The organism is Kitasatospora sp. MMS16-BH015 (genome assembly GCF_002943525.1).
Lineage (GTDB): Bacteria > Actinomycetota > Actinomycetes > Streptomycetales > Streptomycetaceae > Kitasatospora.
This window is the reverse complement of record NZ_CP025394.1, coordinates 732130-749896: the sequence shown is the minus strand read 5'-3', so window position 1 is coordinate 749896 and position 17767 is coordinate 732130. Positions and strand designations below refer to the sequence as shown.

At 73.2% G+C, this 17767-nt stretch carries 21 protein-coding genes; 15 read left to right on the top strand and 6 right to left on the bottom strand.

All coding sequences use genetic code 11. The annotated features are described in order from the left end of the window. Nucleotides 1-51: 51 nt before the first annotated feature. Together lnt and fxsA are read left to right on the top strand one after the other, a co-directional pair. Nucleotides 52-1680, top strand: a complete 1629-nt coding sequence (lnt, locus tag CFP65_RS03310) for an apolipoprotein N-acyltransferase (RefSeq protein ID WP_104820625.1) — start codon at nucleotides 52-54, stop codon at nucleotides 1678-1680. Nucleotides 1681-1721: 41 nt separating this feature from the next. Continuing rightward, complete coding sequence (gene fxsA, locus CFP65_RS03305) at nucleotides 1722-2288, top strand: FxsA family membrane protein (protein ID WP_104814664.1); 567 nt, start codon at nucleotides 1722-1724, stop codon at nucleotides 2286-2288. A gap of 59 nt (nucleotides 2289-2347) precedes the next feature. Here the strand turns inward: fxsA and CFP65_RS03300 are convergent, their stop codons facing one another. From CFP65_RS03300 to CFP65_RS03290, 3 genes are all read right to left on the bottom strand, one after another. Next, nucleotides 2348-2722: an RNA polymerase-binding protein RbpA gene (locus CFP65_RS03300; RefSeq protein ID WP_104814663.1), complete on the bottom strand. Its 375-nt coding sequence runs from the start codon at nucleotides 2720-2722 to the stop codon at nucleotides 2348-2350. A gap of 232 nt (nucleotides 2723-2954) precedes the next feature. Continuing rightward, nucleotides 2955-4541: a hypothetical protein gene (locus CFP65_RS03295; RefSeq protein ID WP_174805499.1), complete on the bottom strand. Its 1587-nt coding sequence runs from the start codon at nucleotides 4539-4541 to the stop codon at nucleotides 2955-2957. Nucleotides 4542-4665: 124 nt separating this feature from the next. Further along, nucleotides 4666-4860 (bottom strand): hypothetical protein, encoded by a 195-nt coding sequence (locus tag CFP65_RS03290; RefSeq protein WP_104814662.1) that lies wholly within the window; start codon nucleotides 4858-4860, stop codon nucleotides 4666-4668. Nucleotides 4861-5226: 366 nt separating this feature from the next. Here CFP65_RS03290 and CFP65_RS03285 point away from each other — a divergent pair, with 366 nt between their 5' ends. From CFP65_RS03285 to CFP65_RS42000, 8 genes are all read left to right on the top strand, one after another. Next, nucleotides 5227-5649 (top strand): ankyrin repeat domain-containing protein, encoded by a 423-nt coding sequence (locus tag CFP65_RS03285; protein ID WP_104814661.1) that lies wholly within the window; start codon nucleotides 5227-5229, stop codon nucleotides 5647-5649. A 74-nt stretch (nucleotides 5650-5723) separates the two neighbouring features. Then, nucleotides 5724-6212 (top strand): GNAT family N-acetyltransferase, encoded by a 489-nt coding sequence (locus tag CFP65_RS03280; RefSeq protein ID WP_104814660.1) that lies wholly within the window; start codon nucleotides 5724-5726, stop codon nucleotides 6210-6212. Nucleotides 6213-6578: 366 nt separating this feature from the next. Next, nucleotides 6579-8456 carry an Ig domain-containing protein gene (locus CFP65_RS03275; RefSeq protein WP_104814659.1) on the top strand — a complete coding sequence of 626 codons (1878 nt, stop codon included), beginning with the start codon at nucleotides 6579-6581 and terminating at the stop codon, nucleotides 8454-8456. Nucleotides 8457-8600: 144 nt separating this feature from the next. After that, nucleotides 8601-9110, top strand: coding sequence for an NUDIX hydrolase (locus CFP65_RS03270; protein ID WP_104814658.1), 510 nt, complete (start codon nucleotides 8601-8603; stop codon nucleotides 9108-9110). Continuing rightward, nucleotides 9100-9585 (top strand): NUDIX domain-containing protein, encoded by a 486-nt coding sequence (locus CFP65_RS03265; RefSeq protein WP_104814657.1) that lies wholly within the window; start codon nucleotides 9100-9102, stop codon nucleotides 9583-9585. Before CFP65_RS03270 ends, CFP65_RS03265 begins: the two co-directional genes overlap by 11 nt. Nucleotides 9586-9633: 48 nt before the next feature. Next, nucleotides 9634-10149 (top strand): helix-turn-helix transcriptional regulator, encoded by a 516-nt coding sequence (locus tag CFP65_RS03260; protein WP_104814656.1) that lies wholly within the window; start codon nucleotides 9634-9636, stop codon nucleotides 10147-10149. A 132-nt stretch (nucleotides 10150-10281) separates the two neighbouring features. Then, nucleotides 10282-11463, top strand: coding sequence for a DUF2306 domain-containing protein (locus CFP65_RS03255; RefSeq protein ID WP_104814655.1), 1182 nt, complete (start codon nucleotides 10282-10284; stop codon nucleotides 11461-11463). 83 nt (nucleotides 11464-11546) lie between these two features. After that, nucleotides 11547-12431, top strand: coding sequence for a hypothetical protein (locus CFP65_RS42000; RefSeq protein ID WP_158702000.1), 885 nt, complete (start codon nucleotides 11547-11549; stop codon nucleotides 12429-12431). Between the two features lie 104 nt (nucleotides 12432-12535). Here the strand turns inward: CFP65_RS42000 and CFP65_RS03245 are convergent, their stop codons facing one another. Together CFP65_RS03245 and CFP65_RS03240 are read right to left on the bottom strand one after the other, a co-directional pair. Beyond that, nucleotides 12536-13090, bottom strand: a complete 555-nt coding sequence (locus tag CFP65_RS03245) for a caspase family protein (protein WP_104814653.1) — start codon at nucleotides 13088-13090, stop codon at nucleotides 12536-12538. Beyond that, nucleotides 13087-13941 carry a hypothetical protein gene (locus CFP65_RS03240; protein ID WP_174805498.1) on the bottom strand — a complete coding sequence of 285 codons (855 nt, stop codon included), beginning with the start codon at nucleotides 13939-13941 and terminating at the stop codon, nucleotides 13087-13089. Before CFP65_RS03240 ends, CFP65_RS03245 begins: the two co-directional genes overlap by 4 nt. A gap of 210 nt (nucleotides 13942-14151) precedes the next feature. Here CFP65_RS03240 and map point away from each other — a divergent pair, with 210 nt between their 5' ends. The 5 genes from map (at nucleotide 14152) to CFP65_RS03215 (ending at nucleotide 17532) form a co-directional block, all read left to right on the top strand. Further along, nucleotides 14152-14967 carry a type I methionyl aminopeptidase gene (gene map, locus CFP65_RS03235; protein ID WP_104814652.1) on the top strand — a complete coding sequence of 272 codons (816 nt, stop codon included), beginning with the start codon at nucleotides 14152-14154 and terminating at the stop codon, nucleotides 14965-14967. Nucleotides 14968-14976: 9 nt separating this feature from the next. Continuing rightward, on the top strand, nucleotides 14977-15273 hold the full coding sequence (locus CFP65_RS03230; RefSeq protein WP_104814651.1) for a helix-turn-helix transcriptional regulator: 297 nt from the start codon (nucleotides 14977-14979) through the stop codon (nucleotides 15271-15273). Between the two features lie 111 nt (nucleotides 15274-15384). Next, complete coding sequence (locus CFP65_RS03225; RefSeq protein ID WP_371682352.1) at nucleotides 15385-15792, top strand: DoxX family membrane protein; 408 nt, start codon at nucleotides 15385-15387, stop codon at nucleotides 15790-15792. Nucleotides 15793-15938: 146 nt separating this feature from the next. Continuing rightward, nucleotides 15939-16319 (top strand): hypothetical protein, encoded by a 381-nt coding sequence (locus CFP65_RS03220; RefSeq protein WP_104814649.1) that lies wholly within the window; start codon nucleotides 15939-15941, stop codon nucleotides 16317-16319. A gap of 61 nt (nucleotides 16320-16380) precedes the next feature. Beyond that, on the top strand, nucleotides 16381-17532 hold the full coding sequence (locus tag CFP65_RS03215; RefSeq protein WP_104814648.1) for a glutamate--cysteine ligase: 1152 nt from the start codon (nucleotides 16381-16383) through the stop codon (nucleotides 17530-17532). Here CFP65_RS03215 and CFP65_RS38650 read toward each other — a convergent pair. Then, a complete protein-coding gene (locus tag CFP65_RS38650) occupies nucleotides 17507-17647 on the bottom strand; it encodes a hypothetical protein (protein ID WP_158701999.1) in 141 nt (46 codons plus the stop codon). The genes CFP65_RS03215 and CFP65_RS38650 overlap by 26 nt on opposite strands. Between the last annotated feature and the right edge of the window lie 120 nt (nucleotides 17648-17767).

Sequence of the window (17767 nt, the reverse complement as noted above, 5' to 3'; positions counted from 1 at the left end):
CCCTGACAGTGCAGCTGCCGGTCGGTTCAGAAGGTGCTGTACGGTTCGCTGATGCAGCAAGAATCCGCAGTCAGCCGCCGCCTCGCCAAGATACGGGCGGGCCTGCCGAGGACCGGGCTGGCCGTTGTCGGCGGGCTGGCGCTGGGGCTCTCGTTTCCGCCATACGACCTGTGGCCGCTCTCGGTGGTCGGGGTCGGGGCGTTGTCGCTCCTGACCAAGGGGCGGACGGGGCGGCAGGGGGCCTGGACCGGGTTCGCGTTCGGGTTCCCGTTCTTCCTGCTGCTGCTCAGCTGGCTGCGGGTGATCGGCTGGGACGCGACGGTCGGGCTCTCGGCGATCGAGGCGGCCTTCGTGGCGCTGATGGGCGCCGGGCTGGCGATGAGCTCGCGGCTGCGGGCCTGGCCGCTCTGGGCGGCCTGCCTCTGGGTGGCCCAGGAGTGGGCGCGGGACCGGCTGCCGTTCGGGGGCTTCCCGTGGGGGCGGCTGGCGTTCGCCAACACGGCCAGCCCGTTCACGCCGCTGGCCGCGATTGGCGGGGCTCCGCTGGTGACCTTCGCGGTGGCGCTCTCGGGTGCGCTGCTCGCCTGGGGCGCACTCAGGCTCCGTACGGACGCCCGGGCCCCGAAGGCTGCGGCGCTGGCCGGGGCGGGGGCGGCGGCCGCGATCCTCGCGGGGTACGCCGTGCCGGTGCCGACCAAGGCGGACGACACCGTGAAGGTGGCCCTGGTGCAGGGCAACGTGGCGCAGCCGGGGATGGACTTCCTTGGGCGGCCGATGATGGTGCTCAACAACCACGCCTCGGCCACCGAGCGGCTGGCGGCGGACGTCAAGGCCGGCAAGGTGGCCAAGCCGGACGTGGTGATCTGGCCGGAGAACTCCTCCGACCTCAACCCCTTCCTGGACCCGGCCGCGTACGCCCGGATCGACCAGGCCGTGAAGGCGGTCGGCGTGCCGACCCTGGTCGGGGCGCTGGTGGACGGGCCGGACAACCAGCACGTGCAGAACGAGGGCATCGTCTGGGACCCGGTGAAGGGGCCCGGCGCCTCGTACACCAAGCAGCACCCGGTGCCCTTCGGCGAGTACGTGCCCTTCCGGGCCGAGCTGTCGAAGGTGATCACCCGGCTGCAGCGGGTGGCCCGGGACTTCTACCCCGGCCAGGGCAACGGCGTGATGCAGCTGGGGCCGGCCCGGATCGGGGACGTGATCTGCTTCGAGGTGGCTTACGACGAGATCGTCCGGGACACCGTGAACGACGGCGGCCGGGTGCTGGTCGTGCAGACCAACAACGCCACGTACGCCGAGACCGGGCAGCCGGAGCAGCAGCTGGCGATGTCGCGCCTGCGCGCGGTGGAGCACGACCGGGCCGTGCTGATCGCCGCCACCAGCGGGATCAGCGCGGTGATCGAGCCGGACGGCACGGTCAGCCAGCGGACGGAGGAGCTGACGGCTGCCGAGCTGAGCGCCACGGTGCCGCTGCGGGACGGCAAGACGGTCGCGGACCGGCTGGGGGCGACCCCGGAGTGGGTGGTGGCGATCGCGGGCCTGCTGGCGGCCGCTGCGGGCCTGCTGGCCGGGCGGCGGTCCCGGGGGAACCGGGATGAGCTGCGCGGACGCGGCGGCGACGGGCCGAGCGGCGGAACACCGGCCGAGGCCGAGTCGTTGACCTCAGTGGTGCCGTAAGGCGGCCCGGGCAGGCCGGGCGGCGCGAGGGCGGCACCGCGATGGAGTGGATCCGTACCGTGAGCCAGCACGTCACCCCGGCCCCGACCGCCCCGCGCAGCCGCCTCCGGCGGCTGTTGCCCCTGCTGCTGACCGCCTGGCTGGTGCTGGAGATCTGGCTGCTCACCGTGGTGGCCGGCTACCTCGGCGGCTTCGCCGTGCTGATGCTGCTGATCGCGGGCGTGGTCCTCGGCGGTTCGCTGATCAAGCGGGCCGGCCGCCGGGCCTTCGCCGCCGCGATGGAGCAGACCCGAGCCCCGCAGCCGCAGCAGCCGCAGACCGGCACCAGCCTGACCGTGCTGGCCGGGGTGCTGCTGATCCTGCCGGGCTTCCTCTCCGACCTGGTGGCGCTGACCCTGCTGCTGCCGCCCACCCGCGCGCTCTGGCGCGCCCTGGGCCGCCGGCTGACGGCCACCGCGCTGCGCACGGCCGCTCCGGCCGGGGCGGCGCCGTTCGCGGACGCGATGCGGATGCAGGAGCAGCTGCGGATCCACCGCCCCGACGGCAAGGTGATCCAGGGCGAGGTCGTGGACCCCGCCACCAAGGTGGTCGACCCCGAAAGCAAGTGAGCGGGTAGCACGAGAAGGGCCCCGGGCGGCTGCCCGGGGCCCTTCTCGGTCACTCTGCGTCAGGCGCTCTTGCGAGTGTCCCGCGGGTGGACCGCCAGGTTCATCCCGCCGGAGCGGAGCACGGCCAGCCGCTCGGCCAGCACCTCCTCCAGCTCCTCACGCGTACGGCGCTCCATCAGCATGTCCCAATGGGTGCGCGTCGGCTTGGTCTTCTTCTCCTCCGGCTCGTCTCCGTCGAGGAGCATGGCCTCCTGGCCACAGAAGCGGCACTCCCAAATCGAGGGAATCTCCGCCTCGACGGAGAAGGGCACCTCGAATCGGTGTCCGTTCTGACATGCGTACTCGACGGTCTGGCGGGGAGCCAGATCGATTCCACGGTCGGTCTCGTAGCTAGTGGCCCCGAGTCGCGTGCCGCGGAGAGCTCGCTCGCTCATGAATCGTGCCTCCCGGGCTTATGGCCCACAGGACTAGTGGTCGCTGTCATCGTCGTTCGGTCAACGCTCGGCCTTCGACGAAGATTCCCGTCCCGGGATATGCGTCGCCTGTCGTGCCGCCCCTGTTTGTACCCACCGTCGCCCGATTTGTCACATCTGAGCGTAATTATCACCCTGAGTATCACAAATTGTGCACAGCGTGATCAAATTCTGCGGCGGTGGCGGCCCCAGCTTATCGGCGCACGTCGTAGTCGTGCGCCGGGTTCGGGCGCGTCGCGGTCTTGTCGAGGAGGACGGCCTTGTCGAGCAGCACGGCGGTGGTCGGGGCAGGGGCCTCCTCGCGGGTGTCGCGGTGCGGGAGGAGGGCGATCACGGCGTCCCGGTCGGCGGCGGGGGCCTCGTCGTCCAGTGGGTCGGCGGTGACCGGCACCTGGAGGCGGACCGGGGCGGCGGTGCCCAGGCGGGCGTAGCCGCGGCCGGGCGGGGTGTGCGAGGCGGGGCAGATGTCCAACGGCACGCCCAGCGCCTCGGCGGCCAGCTCGGGGTGGACGGGGCCGAGCACCACCCGGGCCCGGGTGGTGGCGCGGACGCTGGGGGAGATCCGGTCCCGGGCGTCCAGGCCGTCGGCGATCACCACGGTGACCCGGGCGGCCCGGCCGTGCCGCAGCGGCACCTCCAGCAGGTCCTGCGGGTCCGGGCGGCCCTCGGCCTGGGCCAGCTCGCTCAGCTCGGTCGGGTGGTCGAGCAGCAGCCAGAGCGGGCGGGTCACGTCCGGCGGGGCCGGGACGCCGTACTGACGGGAGGCGTTCAGGGCGGAGAGCCGGCGCTCGGTCTCCTTGGCGGCCCACTCCAGCGCCGCCACGGCGCCGTGCAGGCTGGTCTCCACGGTGTGCACGCCGGGCCGGTTGACCAGGCAGGCGTGCTCGCCGGTGCCCGCGCCGTCGATCACCACCAGATCGCCGTGCGGGAGCGCCTGGAGGGCGATCGAGCGGATCAGCGAGGAGGTGCCGTAGCCGGTCGCGCCGAGGGCCAGCAGGTGCGGCTCGGCGGCCCGGGAGCCGGTGCGCCAGACCACCGGGGGCTGCTGGACGGTGACGCCGGCCTGGGTGACCGGGATGGTGCGGCTGCTGCCCTGGGCGTCGGTGAAGCCCAGCACGATCTCGCCGGGGGTGGTGACGAAGACCTGGGCCGGGATGTCGGTGGCCAGCGGGGTGAGCGCGGTGACCCGGAGCTTGTTCTGCTCCTCGTCCCAGTCGAAGCGGTACTCGCGGGAGCGGCCGGCCTTGCCCTGGAGCACCTGCTCGATCCGGGCCCGGGCGCCCGGCTCGGTGTCGGTGAAGTAGAGCGGGTAGCGCAGCTCCAGGGCGGTGAGCCGGCCCTCCTCGTCGAAGGTCCAGGAGTCGAAGGCGTCCTTGTGGTCGCCTTCGGCGTGGTAGAGCGGAGCCGCGTCGTCGAAACCGCCCAGGTAGGGGGTGAGCGCGGCGTAGAGGGCGGCGAGCTTGGCCCCGGCCAGGTCCGGGGCGGGCGGCGGCACGGCCTTGGGGCGGCGGCCGGCCCAGGCGGCGCTGCCCATCAGCGCGATCAGCGCGAAGAGCGGGCCGTGCGGCAGCAGGGCCACGCCCAGCAGGGCGGCGGCGGTGAGGAAGAGGGTCGGGCCGCGGCGCTCCTTGGGGGTGGCGGCCCAGCGGCCCTTGGCCCAGTCGGCGTGGCTGCGCAGCCCGCGGCCGATCATGGTGAGCGGCGCGAACATGTCGGCGGCGTGGTCGCCGGCCGTGCGGGCGAAGTCGCGCCCCCGGCTGAGCTGGCGGTTGAGGGACATTCCTGGGGTCTCCCCGGCGGGTCGAGGGCGGGCAGGGTCTACGGGGGTTCGGCTGCCGGTGGGTACGGCAGTGGGCCCGGGGCGGTGGGGGCCGCACCCGGGCCGGCGTGGGCCGGTGGGCCGGTCAGAACTTGAGGCCGCCGAGCAGGCTGGCCAGGCTCGCGCCGCCCGCCTGGATGCTGGGCGCGATGGAGGAGCCGGCGATGTAGAAGCCGAGGAGGGCGCAGACGATCGCATGCGAGGGCTTGAGGCCGTCCCGTCGGAAGAACAGGAAGGTGATGGTGCCGAACAGGACGATGCCGGAGATGGAGAGGATCACGCGTCTGCTCCTCGGAGAGGGGGGACAGGGACGTACTGGAAAAAGAGGTGTGTTCGATGGTGTTACCGAAAGTGTCCTTATCGTGACAAAAAGTAATAGATGATGGAATGTGGCAAACGGGTGTTTCTCCGGCGGGGTGGAGACCGGGTCGTACGCGCGCGAAGCCTCGGGGCGGCCCGGGCGGGGCGAGCGGGGGCGGAGAAGGGGGTTTCGCGCGCAGGGAAATTCGCCCGAACGGATGCGTTACCACCGTGGCGGCGTGTCGTCCGCTACGGTGCGGTACGTCGGATCGGCCGCAGGCCGGACGGCACCGGAAACGACGCGCCCGGGAGACGGCGCGCCACACGAAACGGGAGGGCCCGCTCCATGACCGATTCCGCCTCGTCCGGCTCCGCCGCCGGGCAGCACCCCGACGCCGACGTGATCGAGCTGGCCGGCAAGCTCTTCGACGCCGCCCGCACCGGCGGCACCGCCGTGCTGGCCGCCTACCTGGACGCCGGTGCCCCGGCGAACCTGGCCAACGACCGGGGCGACACCCTGGTGATGCTGGCCGCGTACCACGGCCACGAGGAGACGGTCCGGCTGCTGATCGAGCGCGGCGCCGACCCCGACCGGGTCAACGACAAGGGCCAGACCCCCCTTGCCGGAGCCGTCTTCAAGGGCGAGCAGGGCGTGATCGACGCCCTGCTCGACGGCGGCGCCGACCCGAAGGCGGGCACCCCCTCGGCGATCGACACGGCCCGGATGTTCGGCAAGGACGACCTGGCCGCCCGGTTCGAGGCCCGCTGAGCCCCGCCCCGGCAGCTGCTCCGGCGGGGTGGTGATCGCCGGGGAGTCCATGGCCGCCGCGTAGGGTGGCGGCCATGGACATTCGTACGACCGGGTACGGCCACCCGGATGCGCAGCAGCTGGCCGAAGAGGTGCAGCAGGAGTACGTCCGCCGCTACGGCGACATGGACGTGACCGTGATGCACCCCGACCACTTCGACCAGCCCGCCGGCCTCTTCGTGGTGGCCTACCTGGACGGGCGGCCGGTGGCCTGCGGCGGCTGGCGGGCCAAGGAGCCCAACGAGCACGGCCTGCGCGAGGGCGACGCCGAGCTCAAGCGGATGTACGTGGCACCCGCCGCCCGGGGCCGCGGGCTGGCCCGGGCCGTGCTGCGCCACCTGGAGGAGACCGCCCGCGCGGCCGGCCGCACCCGGCTGGTGCTGGAGAGCGGCACCGAGCAGCCGGAGGCGCTCGGGCTCTACGCCTCCGAGGGTTATCAGCCGATGGCCGGGTTCGGGGTCTACCGGGATGCGCCGGAGTGCGTCTGCATGTCCAAGGAGCTGCCCGTCATAGCGGGTCGGTAATCGCCAACCCTGCTCCCGGGTAAGGGAGTTGCCAAGTCGGAATGAGAATGTGGAATTCCGATGCGGGCAATTGAAAAAGGCTTTGCCTGAATTCCCCGAGGGGTGTGGTGGGGATCAACTTCTCAGTTTCCTCTGAATGTCGCCGTGGGGCCGTGCTCGGCTGCGAAAACCGTTGACCGTCGTCGGTCAAGGCTGGTTTGCTTCACCGCAGTGAGCGCGGCCCACCAGCTGTCACGCGGTCAAATCGACTGCCAGTGAGCACAGTTGGCACCACGAGTGGTGTGCCGCGCTGCCTTGTTCCAGCAGTGCACCGCCCGGGCCGACCGGCGACGGGCGATCTGCAATGGAGAGAGGATCCCCCCACACATGGGTACCCCCCACACCCGCGGTGCGGCCCGACTGGCTCTGGCCGGTCTCGCATCGCTCTCGCTCGTCACCGGCGCCACGATGGCCTTCGCCTCCGCGCCGGCGCCGGCCCCCTCGACCGGCGGCGCTGTGGTCAACCCGTACAGCCCGGCGTACCAGCACAGCTACCGGCACGGCGTGGTGCCGACCATCCAGCAGCACGCCAAGATGCAGAGCTGGGCGGCCCAGCACCCCACGCCCAACGTGGCGACCGGCCCGGAGACCCTCTCCTACGGCGGCGGCATCGACGGGATCGGCGTGCAGAGCGGGCACTCCAAGGTCTACCTGGTCTTCTACGGGAACCAGTGGGGCACCCAGACCACCGACGCCAACGGCAACGCCAAGTTCTCCGGCGACTCGGCCGGCGCGGCGGGCGCGACCCAGCAGATGTTCAAGGGCATCGGCACCAACGGCGAGCTCTGGTCGGCCGACCTCACCCAGTGGTGTGACGGCCCCAACGTCGCGACGGGTGCCACGAGTTGCCCGTCCAACGCGAACTTCATCCCGTACCAGACCGGCGGCGTGCTGGCCGGCGTCTGGTACGACAACGCGGCCGCCTCGCCGAGCGCCGCGAGCGGCCACCAGCTGGGCCAGGAGGCCGTCAACGCGGCCGGGCACTTCGGCAACACCACGGCGGCGTCCAACCGGGACGCGTACTACGTGATCCTGTCGCCGCACGGCACCAACCCCGACAACTACCAGAACCAGTACTGCGCCTGGCACGACTACAACGGTGACACCACGCTCACCGGCGGCGCCGTCACCTCCCCGTACGGCGACGTGGCCTTCTCGAACCAGCCGTACAACATCGACTCCGGGGCCGGCTGCGGCGTCGGCTTCGTCAACTCGCCCGGCACGCTGGACGGTTGGACGATGACCCTGGGTCACGAGTGGCACGAGATGATGTCGGACCAGAACCCGGCGGGCGGTTGGACCAACAACGTCTCCGGCAGCTCCTACCAGGGGCAGGAGAACTCCGACGAGTGCGCCTGGCTCTCCCCGGGCACGGCGGGCGGCGCGGCCAACATCTCCTTCGGCTCCTTCGGCACCTACGCCGAGCAGGCCAGCTGGTCGAACGACACCAACTCCTGCGCCATCTCGCACCCGATCGTGGGCGGCAGCCAGGGCAACACCGTCACGGTGACCAACCCGGGCAGCCAGAGCAGCATCGTCAACACGGCGGTCTCGCTCCAGGTCAGGGCGAGTGACTCGGCCTCCGGCCAGACCCTCACCTACTCGGCGACCGGCCTGCCGGCCGGGCTCTCGATCAACTCCGCCACCGGTCTGATCTCCGGCACCCCGACCGCGACCGGCACCTCCTCGGTGACCGTCACCGCGAAGGACACCACGAACGCCTCCGGCTCCGCCTCGTTCAGCTGGACGGTCTCCACCAGCGGCGGTGGCGGCGGGGTCGTCAACGGCGGCTTCGAGACCGGCAGCCTGAGCAGCTGGACGGCCACCGGCTCGGCCTCGGCCAGCACCTCGGCGGCGCACAGCGGCAGCTACGGCGCGCTGGTCGGCTCGGCGAACCCGAGCAACACCTCCTCGATCGCCCAGACCTTCACCGCCCCGAGTGGCAGCTCCAAGGTCAGCTTCGCCTACAACGTCACCTGCCCGGACACCGTGACCTACGACTGGGCCACGGCCACCCTCAAGGACAACACCACCGGCACCACGGCCACCGTCCTCGCCAAGACCTGCACCCAGGGCGCCGGTTGGAAGACCGCGAGCGGCAGCCTGACGGCCGGTCACAGCTACACGCTGACCCTCACCAGCAAGGACGACAACTACGCGGGTGACCCGACCTACACCTACTACGACGACGTGACCGTCTCCTGATCACTCGTCACTGAAGTACCGCACCGTCAGGTGAGGTGGAGCGGGCCGGTACGCCGGCCCGCTCCACCGGCATGTGCACCGACCGCCCCCGGGCTGGCAAGATGGGGTGGCCCGGAGCCGTCGCACCCCGTTGGAGGCCGCAGGATGCCGTCGACCCCACCCGTCGAGCGCGAGCAGTGGCTCGCGAGCCTGCCGAGGGCGTACACCTCGGTCGGGGCCGTGATCACCGACGAGCGGGGGCGGGCGCTGCTGGTCAAGTCCTTCCGGCCGTACCACCAGTTGGTGGGCGGCATGATCGAGCCCGAGGAGGGGCCGGCCGAGGGCGCGGCGCGCGAGACCCGGGAGGAGATCGGCCTCGAGCTGACGGCGGGCCGGCTGCTCTGCATCTCCTGGGTGACGGCGAGCGGTCAGGGCATCGACCAGCCCGGCGTGCAGCTCTACTTCGACCTCGGCACCATCCCCGCCGACACCGAGCTGACCCTGCAGGAATCCGAGATCGACGCCGCCCGCTGGGCCGAACCGGCTGAATTCCCCGCCCTGTTGGGACCGATCCGGGCCGAGCGGCTGGCGGCGGCGCTGGCCGCCCGCGCCGACGGGGTGACCAGGGTGCTGACCGTCTCGCGTGCCGAACTGGAGGCCGACCGTGGCATCTGACCGGTGGCTGCCGCCGGAGGAGTACGTGCGGACCATCGCCAACTCCACCTCCTACGCCTGCCTCTACTTCACCGACCAGGAGGGCCGCCCGTTCCAGCTGCGGGCCGGCTACAGCCAGGAGCCCTGGCAGTGGCCCGGCGGCAACATGGACCCCGGCGAGACCCCGTGGGAGTGCGCCGTGCGGGAGACCCGGGAGGAGACCGGGCTGGTCTTCGAGGGCGAACCCCGCCTGCTGGGCGTGCACTTCATCGCCCGGCGGCCGGACTGGCCGCGCACCCACGTGGGCTTCCTGTTCGACGGCGGGTGCCTGACCCCCGAGCAACTCGCGCGGGTGGAGCTCAGCGACGAGCACAGCGAGTGGCGGGTGCAGACCGTCGACGAGTGGGCGCAGCTGATGGCGCCGAAGAGCTTCCGGCGCCTGCACGAGATCGACCGGGCCCGGCGCAGCGGGAGCGTGGCCTACCTGGAGAGTTGAGCCGGCGGGCGCGCGGTACGGCCCGGGCCTGCACGGTACGGTCGGGGCATGGCTGACACCCGCTTGACCACGCCCTCGTACCTCGTGCTCGGCTTCATCGAGCAGTTGGGCGAGGCCAGCCCGTACGACGTGAAGGTGGAGGCCGCGCGCACGGTGGCGCCGTTCTGGTCGATGCCGCACGCGCAGGTGTACGCGCAGTGCGACCGGCTGGTGGAGGCCGGGCTGCTCTCCGAGGTGCGGCAGGAGGGCGGCCGGAACCGCCGGCGGCTGCGGCTGACCGAGGCCGGCCGGGCCGCGCTGCGGGAGTGGCTGGCCGACCCGGAGTTCGCGCCGGTGGAGGCGCGCGAGCGGAGCGTGCTCAAACTCTGGTTCGGCGGCAGCCCGCGGGTGCTCGCGCCGACCCAGGTCCGCGAGCACCGGCACACCCTGGACGAGTACGAGGGCCTGGCCGAGAGCGTCGGCGAGCTGCTGAGCCGGGGGCAGCGCGAGGCGCTGGAGTTCGGCATCCGGTACGAGCGGATGATGGTCGAGTTCTGGCAGTGGGTGGAGAGCCGCGAGGGGTGAGCCCCGGCACAGTGGCACTGCCGGCGGTGGAAAGTGCGTCGGCGCAAGGGTCTTGACCACCTCGACAGTCGGACACTACCGTCCCGATAGTCCAGAAAGGACTATCGTCGTGGCAGGCCGAGAGGAGCCGCCGTGAACCGTCCCAGTCGAGCCCGATGGACGCGGATCGCCGCCGTCACGATCACCGCCGTCTGTGTGGGCTACGCGCCGATCGCGATGACCGACATCTGGCCGTACGCCGACCCGCAGGCGCCCGCGATCGGCCAGTGGCTGCTCGCCCGGGCCGTCTCGGCGCGGTACATGGCCGACGCGCTGGCCACCCGTACCGGCCCGTACGCGCACAGCCTGGCCGCGCTGGTGGTGCACACCGTGCTCGGCGGCCTGCTGATGCTGCTGGGCCCGGCCCAGCTGTTCACCGCAGTCCGCCGTCGGCTGCGGCTGCACCGCGCCCTCGGCGTGGTCTACGCCCTCACCGTGCTGGTCTCGATGGGCGGGGCCGCCGTCTACCTGGCCCGCACCGCTCCGAAGGACGCCTTCGGCGGGGAGGCGTTCTGGATCGTGCTCGCCACCATCCTGGTCGGCACCGTGCTGAGCACCCTCCTGGGCGTGCTGGCCGCGATCGGGCGGCTGCCCGCCGCGCACCAGCGGTGGATGCTGCTCTGCTACGGCTACCTGATGACCGCTCCGCTGCTGCGGATCGAGTGGATGGTGCTGCCCTGGTTCTTCCCCGGCCAGTCGATGACGGCGATCAACCGGATCGCCCTCACCCACCTCGGCTCACTGGTCGCCTTCGGCGCCCTGCTCGGCTCCCGAGCGCTCGACCGGCGGGCCAAGGTGCCCGGTGCGGAGGGCAGTTGGGCGCCGGTGCCGGTGGTGGTGGGGGCGCAGCTCGCCGGGGTGGCCGGGATCGCGTGGCTGGGCGTGGAGTTGGTCGGCTCGGGTGCGGAGGGGCGCCAGCAGTTCCTCGGGTACGTGGTGCCCTACGTGGCCTGCGCGCTGGTGATGGTGTGGCGCCGGGCGGTGGCCGGCCGGGAGGGCCGGGCCTGGGCGCGTGAGGAGTGGGGCGTGCACCTGACGGCGATGGGCTTGGCGCCGGTGTTCTCCGCCGGGGCGGCGCTGGTCTTCCAACACGCTCTGGGCGTCGATGAGTTGACGGCCCTGACCGCCGGGGTCGGGATCGGCTGCGGGATGCTCGCGTTCTTCGCCACGGCGGTGGTCGCGGTGCGGCTGATGTACGCGCGGGAGGTGGTCCGGCGGCGGCCCGCCGCCGAGACGGTGACACTGGCGGGGAGCGCGGTGGTGCCGGCCGCCTGACGGCGGTCGGGCCCGGGCCTCCGTGGGCAGGCCCGGGGCTTCGAGGCGAGGCTCGGGTCTTTTCGGCGAAGGGCAGTGTGGGTATGAGTACGGACGGTACGGCGGGGGCGGGCGCAGCCGCACAGGGGACGGCTGCGCCGGGCGGGCGCGAACTCGCGCCCGCGGTGCCGTTGTTGGCCGCCGTGGTGGCGGTGATCAGCATCCTCACCGGAGCGGCGATGGCCGGGGCCGGGCTGGCCGGGCACGCGTTCGGGCCCTGGCACTCGGCCGGGCCGCTCGGGCCGGGCGTGATCGGGGCGGCGATGGTCGGGGTGGCCCCCGGGCTCTTCCTGGTCGGCCGGGCCCGCTGCTGGGAGGAGGCCCGCGCGCTGGTGCTGCCCACCGCGGTGGTGCTGGTCGGCCAGTTCGCGGTCACCGTGGTCAACGCGGGTGCGCTGCACGTGGCCAAGGGCGGCAACATCGTGGTGGTGCTGTTCAGCCTGGGCTGGGTCGCGGTCACCTGCCTGCTCGCGCTGGTCGCGCTGCTCTGCCTGGCCCTGCAGTACCGCCGCCCGGCCCGCCCCTACCTGGCGACGGCCGCCCCGCTGCCGGTCTGGAGCCGGCCCGCGCTGGCCGTGCTCGGCTCCGCCTGGACCGGCATCGGTCTGGGCCTGCTGGTGCTGCCCGGCTTCTGGGGCGGCTTCGTGCCCTGGGCCGTCAGCCGGCCCGACGCCCAGGCGCTCGGCGTCTGGGCCCTCGCCCTCGGGGTGGGCGTGCTCGGCTCACTGGTCGAGGACGACCTCGGCCGGCTCCGGGCCGCCCTGGTCGCCCTCCCGGGGGTGGCGGTCGCCGTCGGCGTGCTGCTGGCCGGGCGGGCGTCGAACGTGCAGTGGGGCAGCGGCCCCGCGCTCGCGCTGGAGGCGATGGTGGTGGGGCTGCTGCTGGCCGGGCTGAGCGGGCGGGTGCTGCTGGCGCGGCCGGCGGCCTGAGGATGTACTTGAGAGGTTCGACCGGCCCCGGGACGGGTTCGGGCAGGGAGAGTTCGTCATCCGTCACCTTGCGGGACCGCAGGAGATCGGGACCGCCGCCTGCGTCAGGGCCCCGGGCGAGTCGAGTGCGTCGGTCCGTGCTGTGCCAGGCGGCCCGCCACAGGGGTGTGGCCGGGCCCGGGGCGGCATCGAGATCCCAGTGCTCCAGGACGCCGTATCGGCTGAGTGCGACCAGGCCGGGCCGGGCCGGCCGTGGGCCAGTCGGCGGCCGGCAGCTCCCGGACGCCGCTGCCGCAGACCGGCTGCAACTGCTGTGCCAGCTCGCCGGTGCGCAAGGCGGTACCGCGCAGATCGTCCTCGTCGCTGTCGGCGAGCAGCAGGTAGTGCTCGCCGCTGCCGGGGTGCACCAGGCCGTGGCAGGCCAGGTAGAGCACCAGGTGGTCCTCCGGTCTTCGCTCTGGGGCGAGGGCGAAGGCGCGGACGGCCCTGGTGAGTTGCTCGCGACTCGGGTCCAGGCGCAGCGGCGTGGCGCGCCGGTAGCCGAGCTCGGCGCCGAAGAGCCGCTCCAACCGCTGGACGTCCTCGGCCAGTTCGGGCCGGTCGAGGTCAGGGCGGCCGGCCACCCGGGTGACCGCGACGGCGATCAGGTGCCGGGTCACTCCAGTGCGAACCCGGCGGCGACGGCCCGGCCGGCCTCGGCGGTGTTCAGGTACCTGGTCGCGTCGTGGGCCCGGGCACCGTTGTGCACCAGGTGGCCCTCGACCCGGGGGCCGAAGAGCGGCCGGAGGTCCTTCACCAGGGCCACCACGTCGCCCTCGTCGGCCAGGTTGGTCCACCGGGAGATCCCGCCCGGCCAGTCACCGGGCTTGAACTCGCCCGTCGCGCGCAGTCGTTCGAAGACCAGGTGGCGGATGCCGAGCGGCGAGCCGAGGGTGAGTAGGGAGCGGACCGGCCACTCGGGGTGGGAGCAGAGCGCCTCGTACGCCACCACGCTGCCCAGCGAGTGGCCGATCACCACCCGGGTGTCCGGGGTGACGGCCTCGGCCACCCGGTGCTGCACCAGCGGCCGCACCTGCGGGTCGCAGAGGTAGGCCCGCACCTGCTTGAGGTCGGCGATCAGTGCCCGGGTGGCCAGCCCGCTGAAGAACCGGGAGCGGCTGAGCGCGTCCAGTGCGTGCTGCACCGAGCGCGGCGCCCGGGCCAGGGTGCGGGCGTCCGGCGGGGCCACGGCCGGGTCGGTGCGGGCGGCCTCCGCCCAGAGCTCGCGCAGGAGTTCGGCCTCGTACGGGTCGAGATCGGTGGCGTCCCAGGGCGGGTCCTGGGCCGCCAGCACCCGGCCGGGCGGGCGGAACAGGTCGCCGTAGAAGACGCAGCGCAGGTCCTCGGGCCGCAGCGGCGGCGCCCCGTGCCGGCTCAGCCCGTCGGCCAGGGCCGGGTGCCACGCGCCGTGCAGGGCGTGCTCACCCCCGTGCTGCTGACCGATCCCGTGCACGCAGACCACGCGGGCCACTGTGCCACCCCCTCCACCCCAGCGGTACCCGCACGATAGCAACTGCGGGGTGGCCGTGGTGCCGGTGGGTGTGGTGATGGCGCGTCAATTGGGTATCCCGGCGGTGCAGGTGGCGCCGGGTGGCGCCCGAGGGGCGGGGATGTCGACCGGTATAGCTATACCGGTATAGTTTGACCGGTCGATGTCCAGACGGAATGCAGAGGGTCGTCAGTGATCGAGATCAAGTCCCCCGGCCAGATCGAGCGGATGCACGTCACCGGCCGGTTCATCGGCGGGTTGCTCGCAGAGCTGGGTGAGCTGGCGAAGGTCGGGGTCGACCTGATGGACCTGGAGCACCACGCGCGGCGCCTGATCAAGGAGCGCGGGGCCGAGTCCTGCTACTGGGACTACGCGCCCTCCTTCGGCAAGGGCCCGTTCCGGAACGTGATCTGCCTCTCGGTCAACGACGCCGTGCTGCACGGGCTGCCGCACAAGTACAAGCTGCGCGACGGCGACCTGCTGAGCATGGACATCGCGGTGGGCATCGACGGCTGGGTGGCGGACTCCGCGTACTCGGTGGTGGTCGGCACCCCGGCCGAGGAGGACCTGCGGTTGGTCCGGGCCACCGAGCTCGCGCTGGAGGCCGCCATCGCGGTCGCCCGGCCCGGCAACCGGCTGGGTGACATCTCGGCGGCCATCGGCGCCGTCGCCGCCGAGCACGGGTACCCGGTCAACCTCCAGTTCGGCGGGCACGGCCTCGGCCGGACCATGCACGAGGAGCCGCACGTGCCCAACGACGGCCGCCCGGGCCGCGGGCTGAAGCTGCGCCCCGGCCTGACCCTCGCGATCGAGCCCTGGTTCTGCAGGACCACCGACAAGATCACCTACGACCCGGACGGCTGGACGATCCGCTCGGCCGACGGCTCCCGCACCGCCCACTCCGAGCACACCGTGGCCATCACGGAGGAGGGCCCGCTGGTGCTCACCCGCCGCCCGGGCGGGACGGAATCCCAGGACGGCAAGGGCAGTTCGGGCGCACTCCTCTAGGATCCGGCCATGGTCAGAATTCCACTGTCGCCCGCCGAGCGGCGCCGGGGCGAGCGCCTCGGGGCCCTGCTCCGCGCCGCCCGGGGCCACCGCAGCATGGTGGAGGTGGCCGCGGCGGCCGGGCTCTCCCCGGAGACCCTGCGCAAGATCGAGACCGGCCGGGCGCCCACCCCTTCCTTCTTCACGGTCGCGGCCCTGGCGGCGGCGCTCGGCGCCTCGCTGGAGGAACTGGCGCGGGCCAGCGCAGCGGGCTCCGACCGGTTCTCGGCGGAGGAGGACGAGGGCCCGGAGCGGCTCTCGGCCTGAGCGGGCTCGGGCCGGGGGCTCGGTGGCCTCGGGAGGGTTGACCTGCGTCGGGCCGGTGATACGCGAGGCATGTCCATCATGAGAACTCTCGCGCGGCCCATGTTGGCCTCGATGTTCCTGCACGGCGGTGCCAGTGCGCTGGCCGGCCCCGAACGGCTGGAGCCGGCCGCCGCACCGGTGGTCCGCGGTCTCGCCGACCGACTGCCGGGCGTCCCACGGGACACCCGGACGGCGATCCGGCTCAACGGCGGGGTCCAGGTGGCCGCCGCCTGCCTGCTCGCCACCGGGCACTTCGCGCGCCCGGCCGCAGCCGCCCTGGCCGCCACCCTGGTGCCGGTCACCTGGGCGGGGCACCGCTTCTGGGAGGCCGAGGACGAGCAGGAGCGCGCCCAGCAGCGGATCCACTTCCTCAAGAACCTCTCGATGCTCGGCGGTCTGCTGATCGCGGCGGCCGACACGGGCAGCGGGCCGTCCCTGGCCTGGCGGGCCCGGCACCACCGCCTCCAGCACTCCGCCTGAGCGCCGCCGCCCCGGCCGGGGCGGGCATGAGCGGGGCGGTCCGGGGTAGACGCAGCGCTGCTTGGAACACAGTGCTGCTCGGAACTCAGCGCTGCTCGGAACAGAGTGCTGCTTGGAACGCATCCACGCGGAAGGGGTCCATCGACATGCTGTTGCTCGGACTGATCCTGCTGGGCGCGGCCGGGGCCTTCACGGGCCTGGCCATCGCCGACAACCTGGGCGGCGGGCCGGACTACACCGTCACCGTGCTCGGCAACGACATCGCCACCATGAACAGCCTGGCCGTCTTCCTGGCCGGCCTCGCCCTGGTCTTCGCCTTCGGCTGCCTGCTGGCCTTCACCGGCGGAGCCCGGGCGCGTCGCCGGAACGTCGAACTGCAGGCGGCCCGGCTGGCCGCACGCAACGGCGCCCCGGAACAGACCGGTGCCGGCAGCGCGGCCGTCCCGACCGGCCGACCGGCCGCGCCGCCGGTGGACGACCTGCCGCGGCACAAGCGGCCGTCCTGGCGCCACCGCTTCACCCACTGACGCTCCACCCCAGGGTGGGGCGGCCGGGTGTCCGCCGGGCGCGACCGGGTAGCCGGGAGCCATGGCACCTCGAAACGAAGCACCGACCGGCGGACCCGTACCGACCGACCATGGCCGCCCCACCCTCGGAGTGGAGGAGGAGTACCTGCTGCTCGACCCGGGCACGGGGCTCCCGGTCCCCCGGGTGGACGAAGTGCGCAGGCGGGCGGGCCTGCACCCCGCCGTGGACCATGCGGAGCTCCAGCACGAACTGCTGCAGGCCCAGGTGGAGATCGCCACCCCGGTCTGCTCGGAGCTCGCCGAGGTGGGCGGCCACCTGCTGCGGCTGCGCCACGTGCTGGCCGCCGCCGCGGCGGAGAGCGGCTGCCGGCTGGCCGCCTGCGGCACGGCGCCGTTCGCGGGCGAGGTGCCGCCGGCGATCACCGCGGCACCGCGCTACCACTCGATCAGCCGCCGGGTCACCCGGCTGGCCGACGAGGCGCTGATCAACGGCATGCACGTGCACGTCGCGGTGCCCGATCCCGAGGCGGGGGTCGCGGTGCTCGACCGGCTGCGCGGCTGGCTGCCGGTGCTCACCGCGCTCTCCGCCAACTCCCCGCTCTGGTACGGCAGTGACACCGGATACGCGAGCTGGCGCACGGTGGTGTTCGGCCGCTGGCCGGTCAGCGGGATCCCGCCGCAGTTCGCCGACGCCGCCGACTACGACCGCCGGATCGAGCACCTCCTGGAGGCGCAGCTGATCCGCGACCGGGGCCAGGTGTACTGGCAGGCCCGGCTCTCCGCGCGCTTCCCGACCATCGAAGTCCGGTGCATGGACGTGCAGTTGCGCGCCGACGAGGCCGTGCTGCTGGCAGGGCTGACCCGGGCGCTGGTGGTCACCCTGCTCCGGGAGCACGCGGCCGGCACCGCCGCTCCGGACCGGACGCCCGAGAGCCTGCAGGCGGCCCAGTGGCACGCGGCTCGCCACGGCCTTGCCGACCTGCTGCACGACCCGGTCAGCGGGCTGGCCCGGCCGGCCGCCGTGTTGGTGCGCGAGCTGTCGGCGTACCTGCGCCCCGTCCTCGAGGAGTTCGGCGACGCCCGTACCGTCACCCCGCTGCTGGACCGGCTGCTGCTGGCGGGCAACGGCGCCGTCCGGCAGCGGCGGCGGTTCGAGGAGGCCGGGCGCCCCGGCCTGCTCGCCGTGATCACCGACGAGACCGCGGCGGACTGACCGCCCCGAGGGCGTGCCGCCCCCGGCGCGGGGCGAACATCCGGTCCTCCAGCCGGCCCAGCAGGACCAGGCTGAGCAGGAGCACCGGGGGCAGCAGCAGCGCGAGCAGGATCATGGTCGATCTCCTCGGACCGAGGGGTCGGTTCGCGCCTTCGTCTGCCCACTCCGGCCATTCGAACGCGTGAACCGGCGGGTGGAAACCCCGCAGACCGGTGGGCATGAAGTCCGGAAGGCG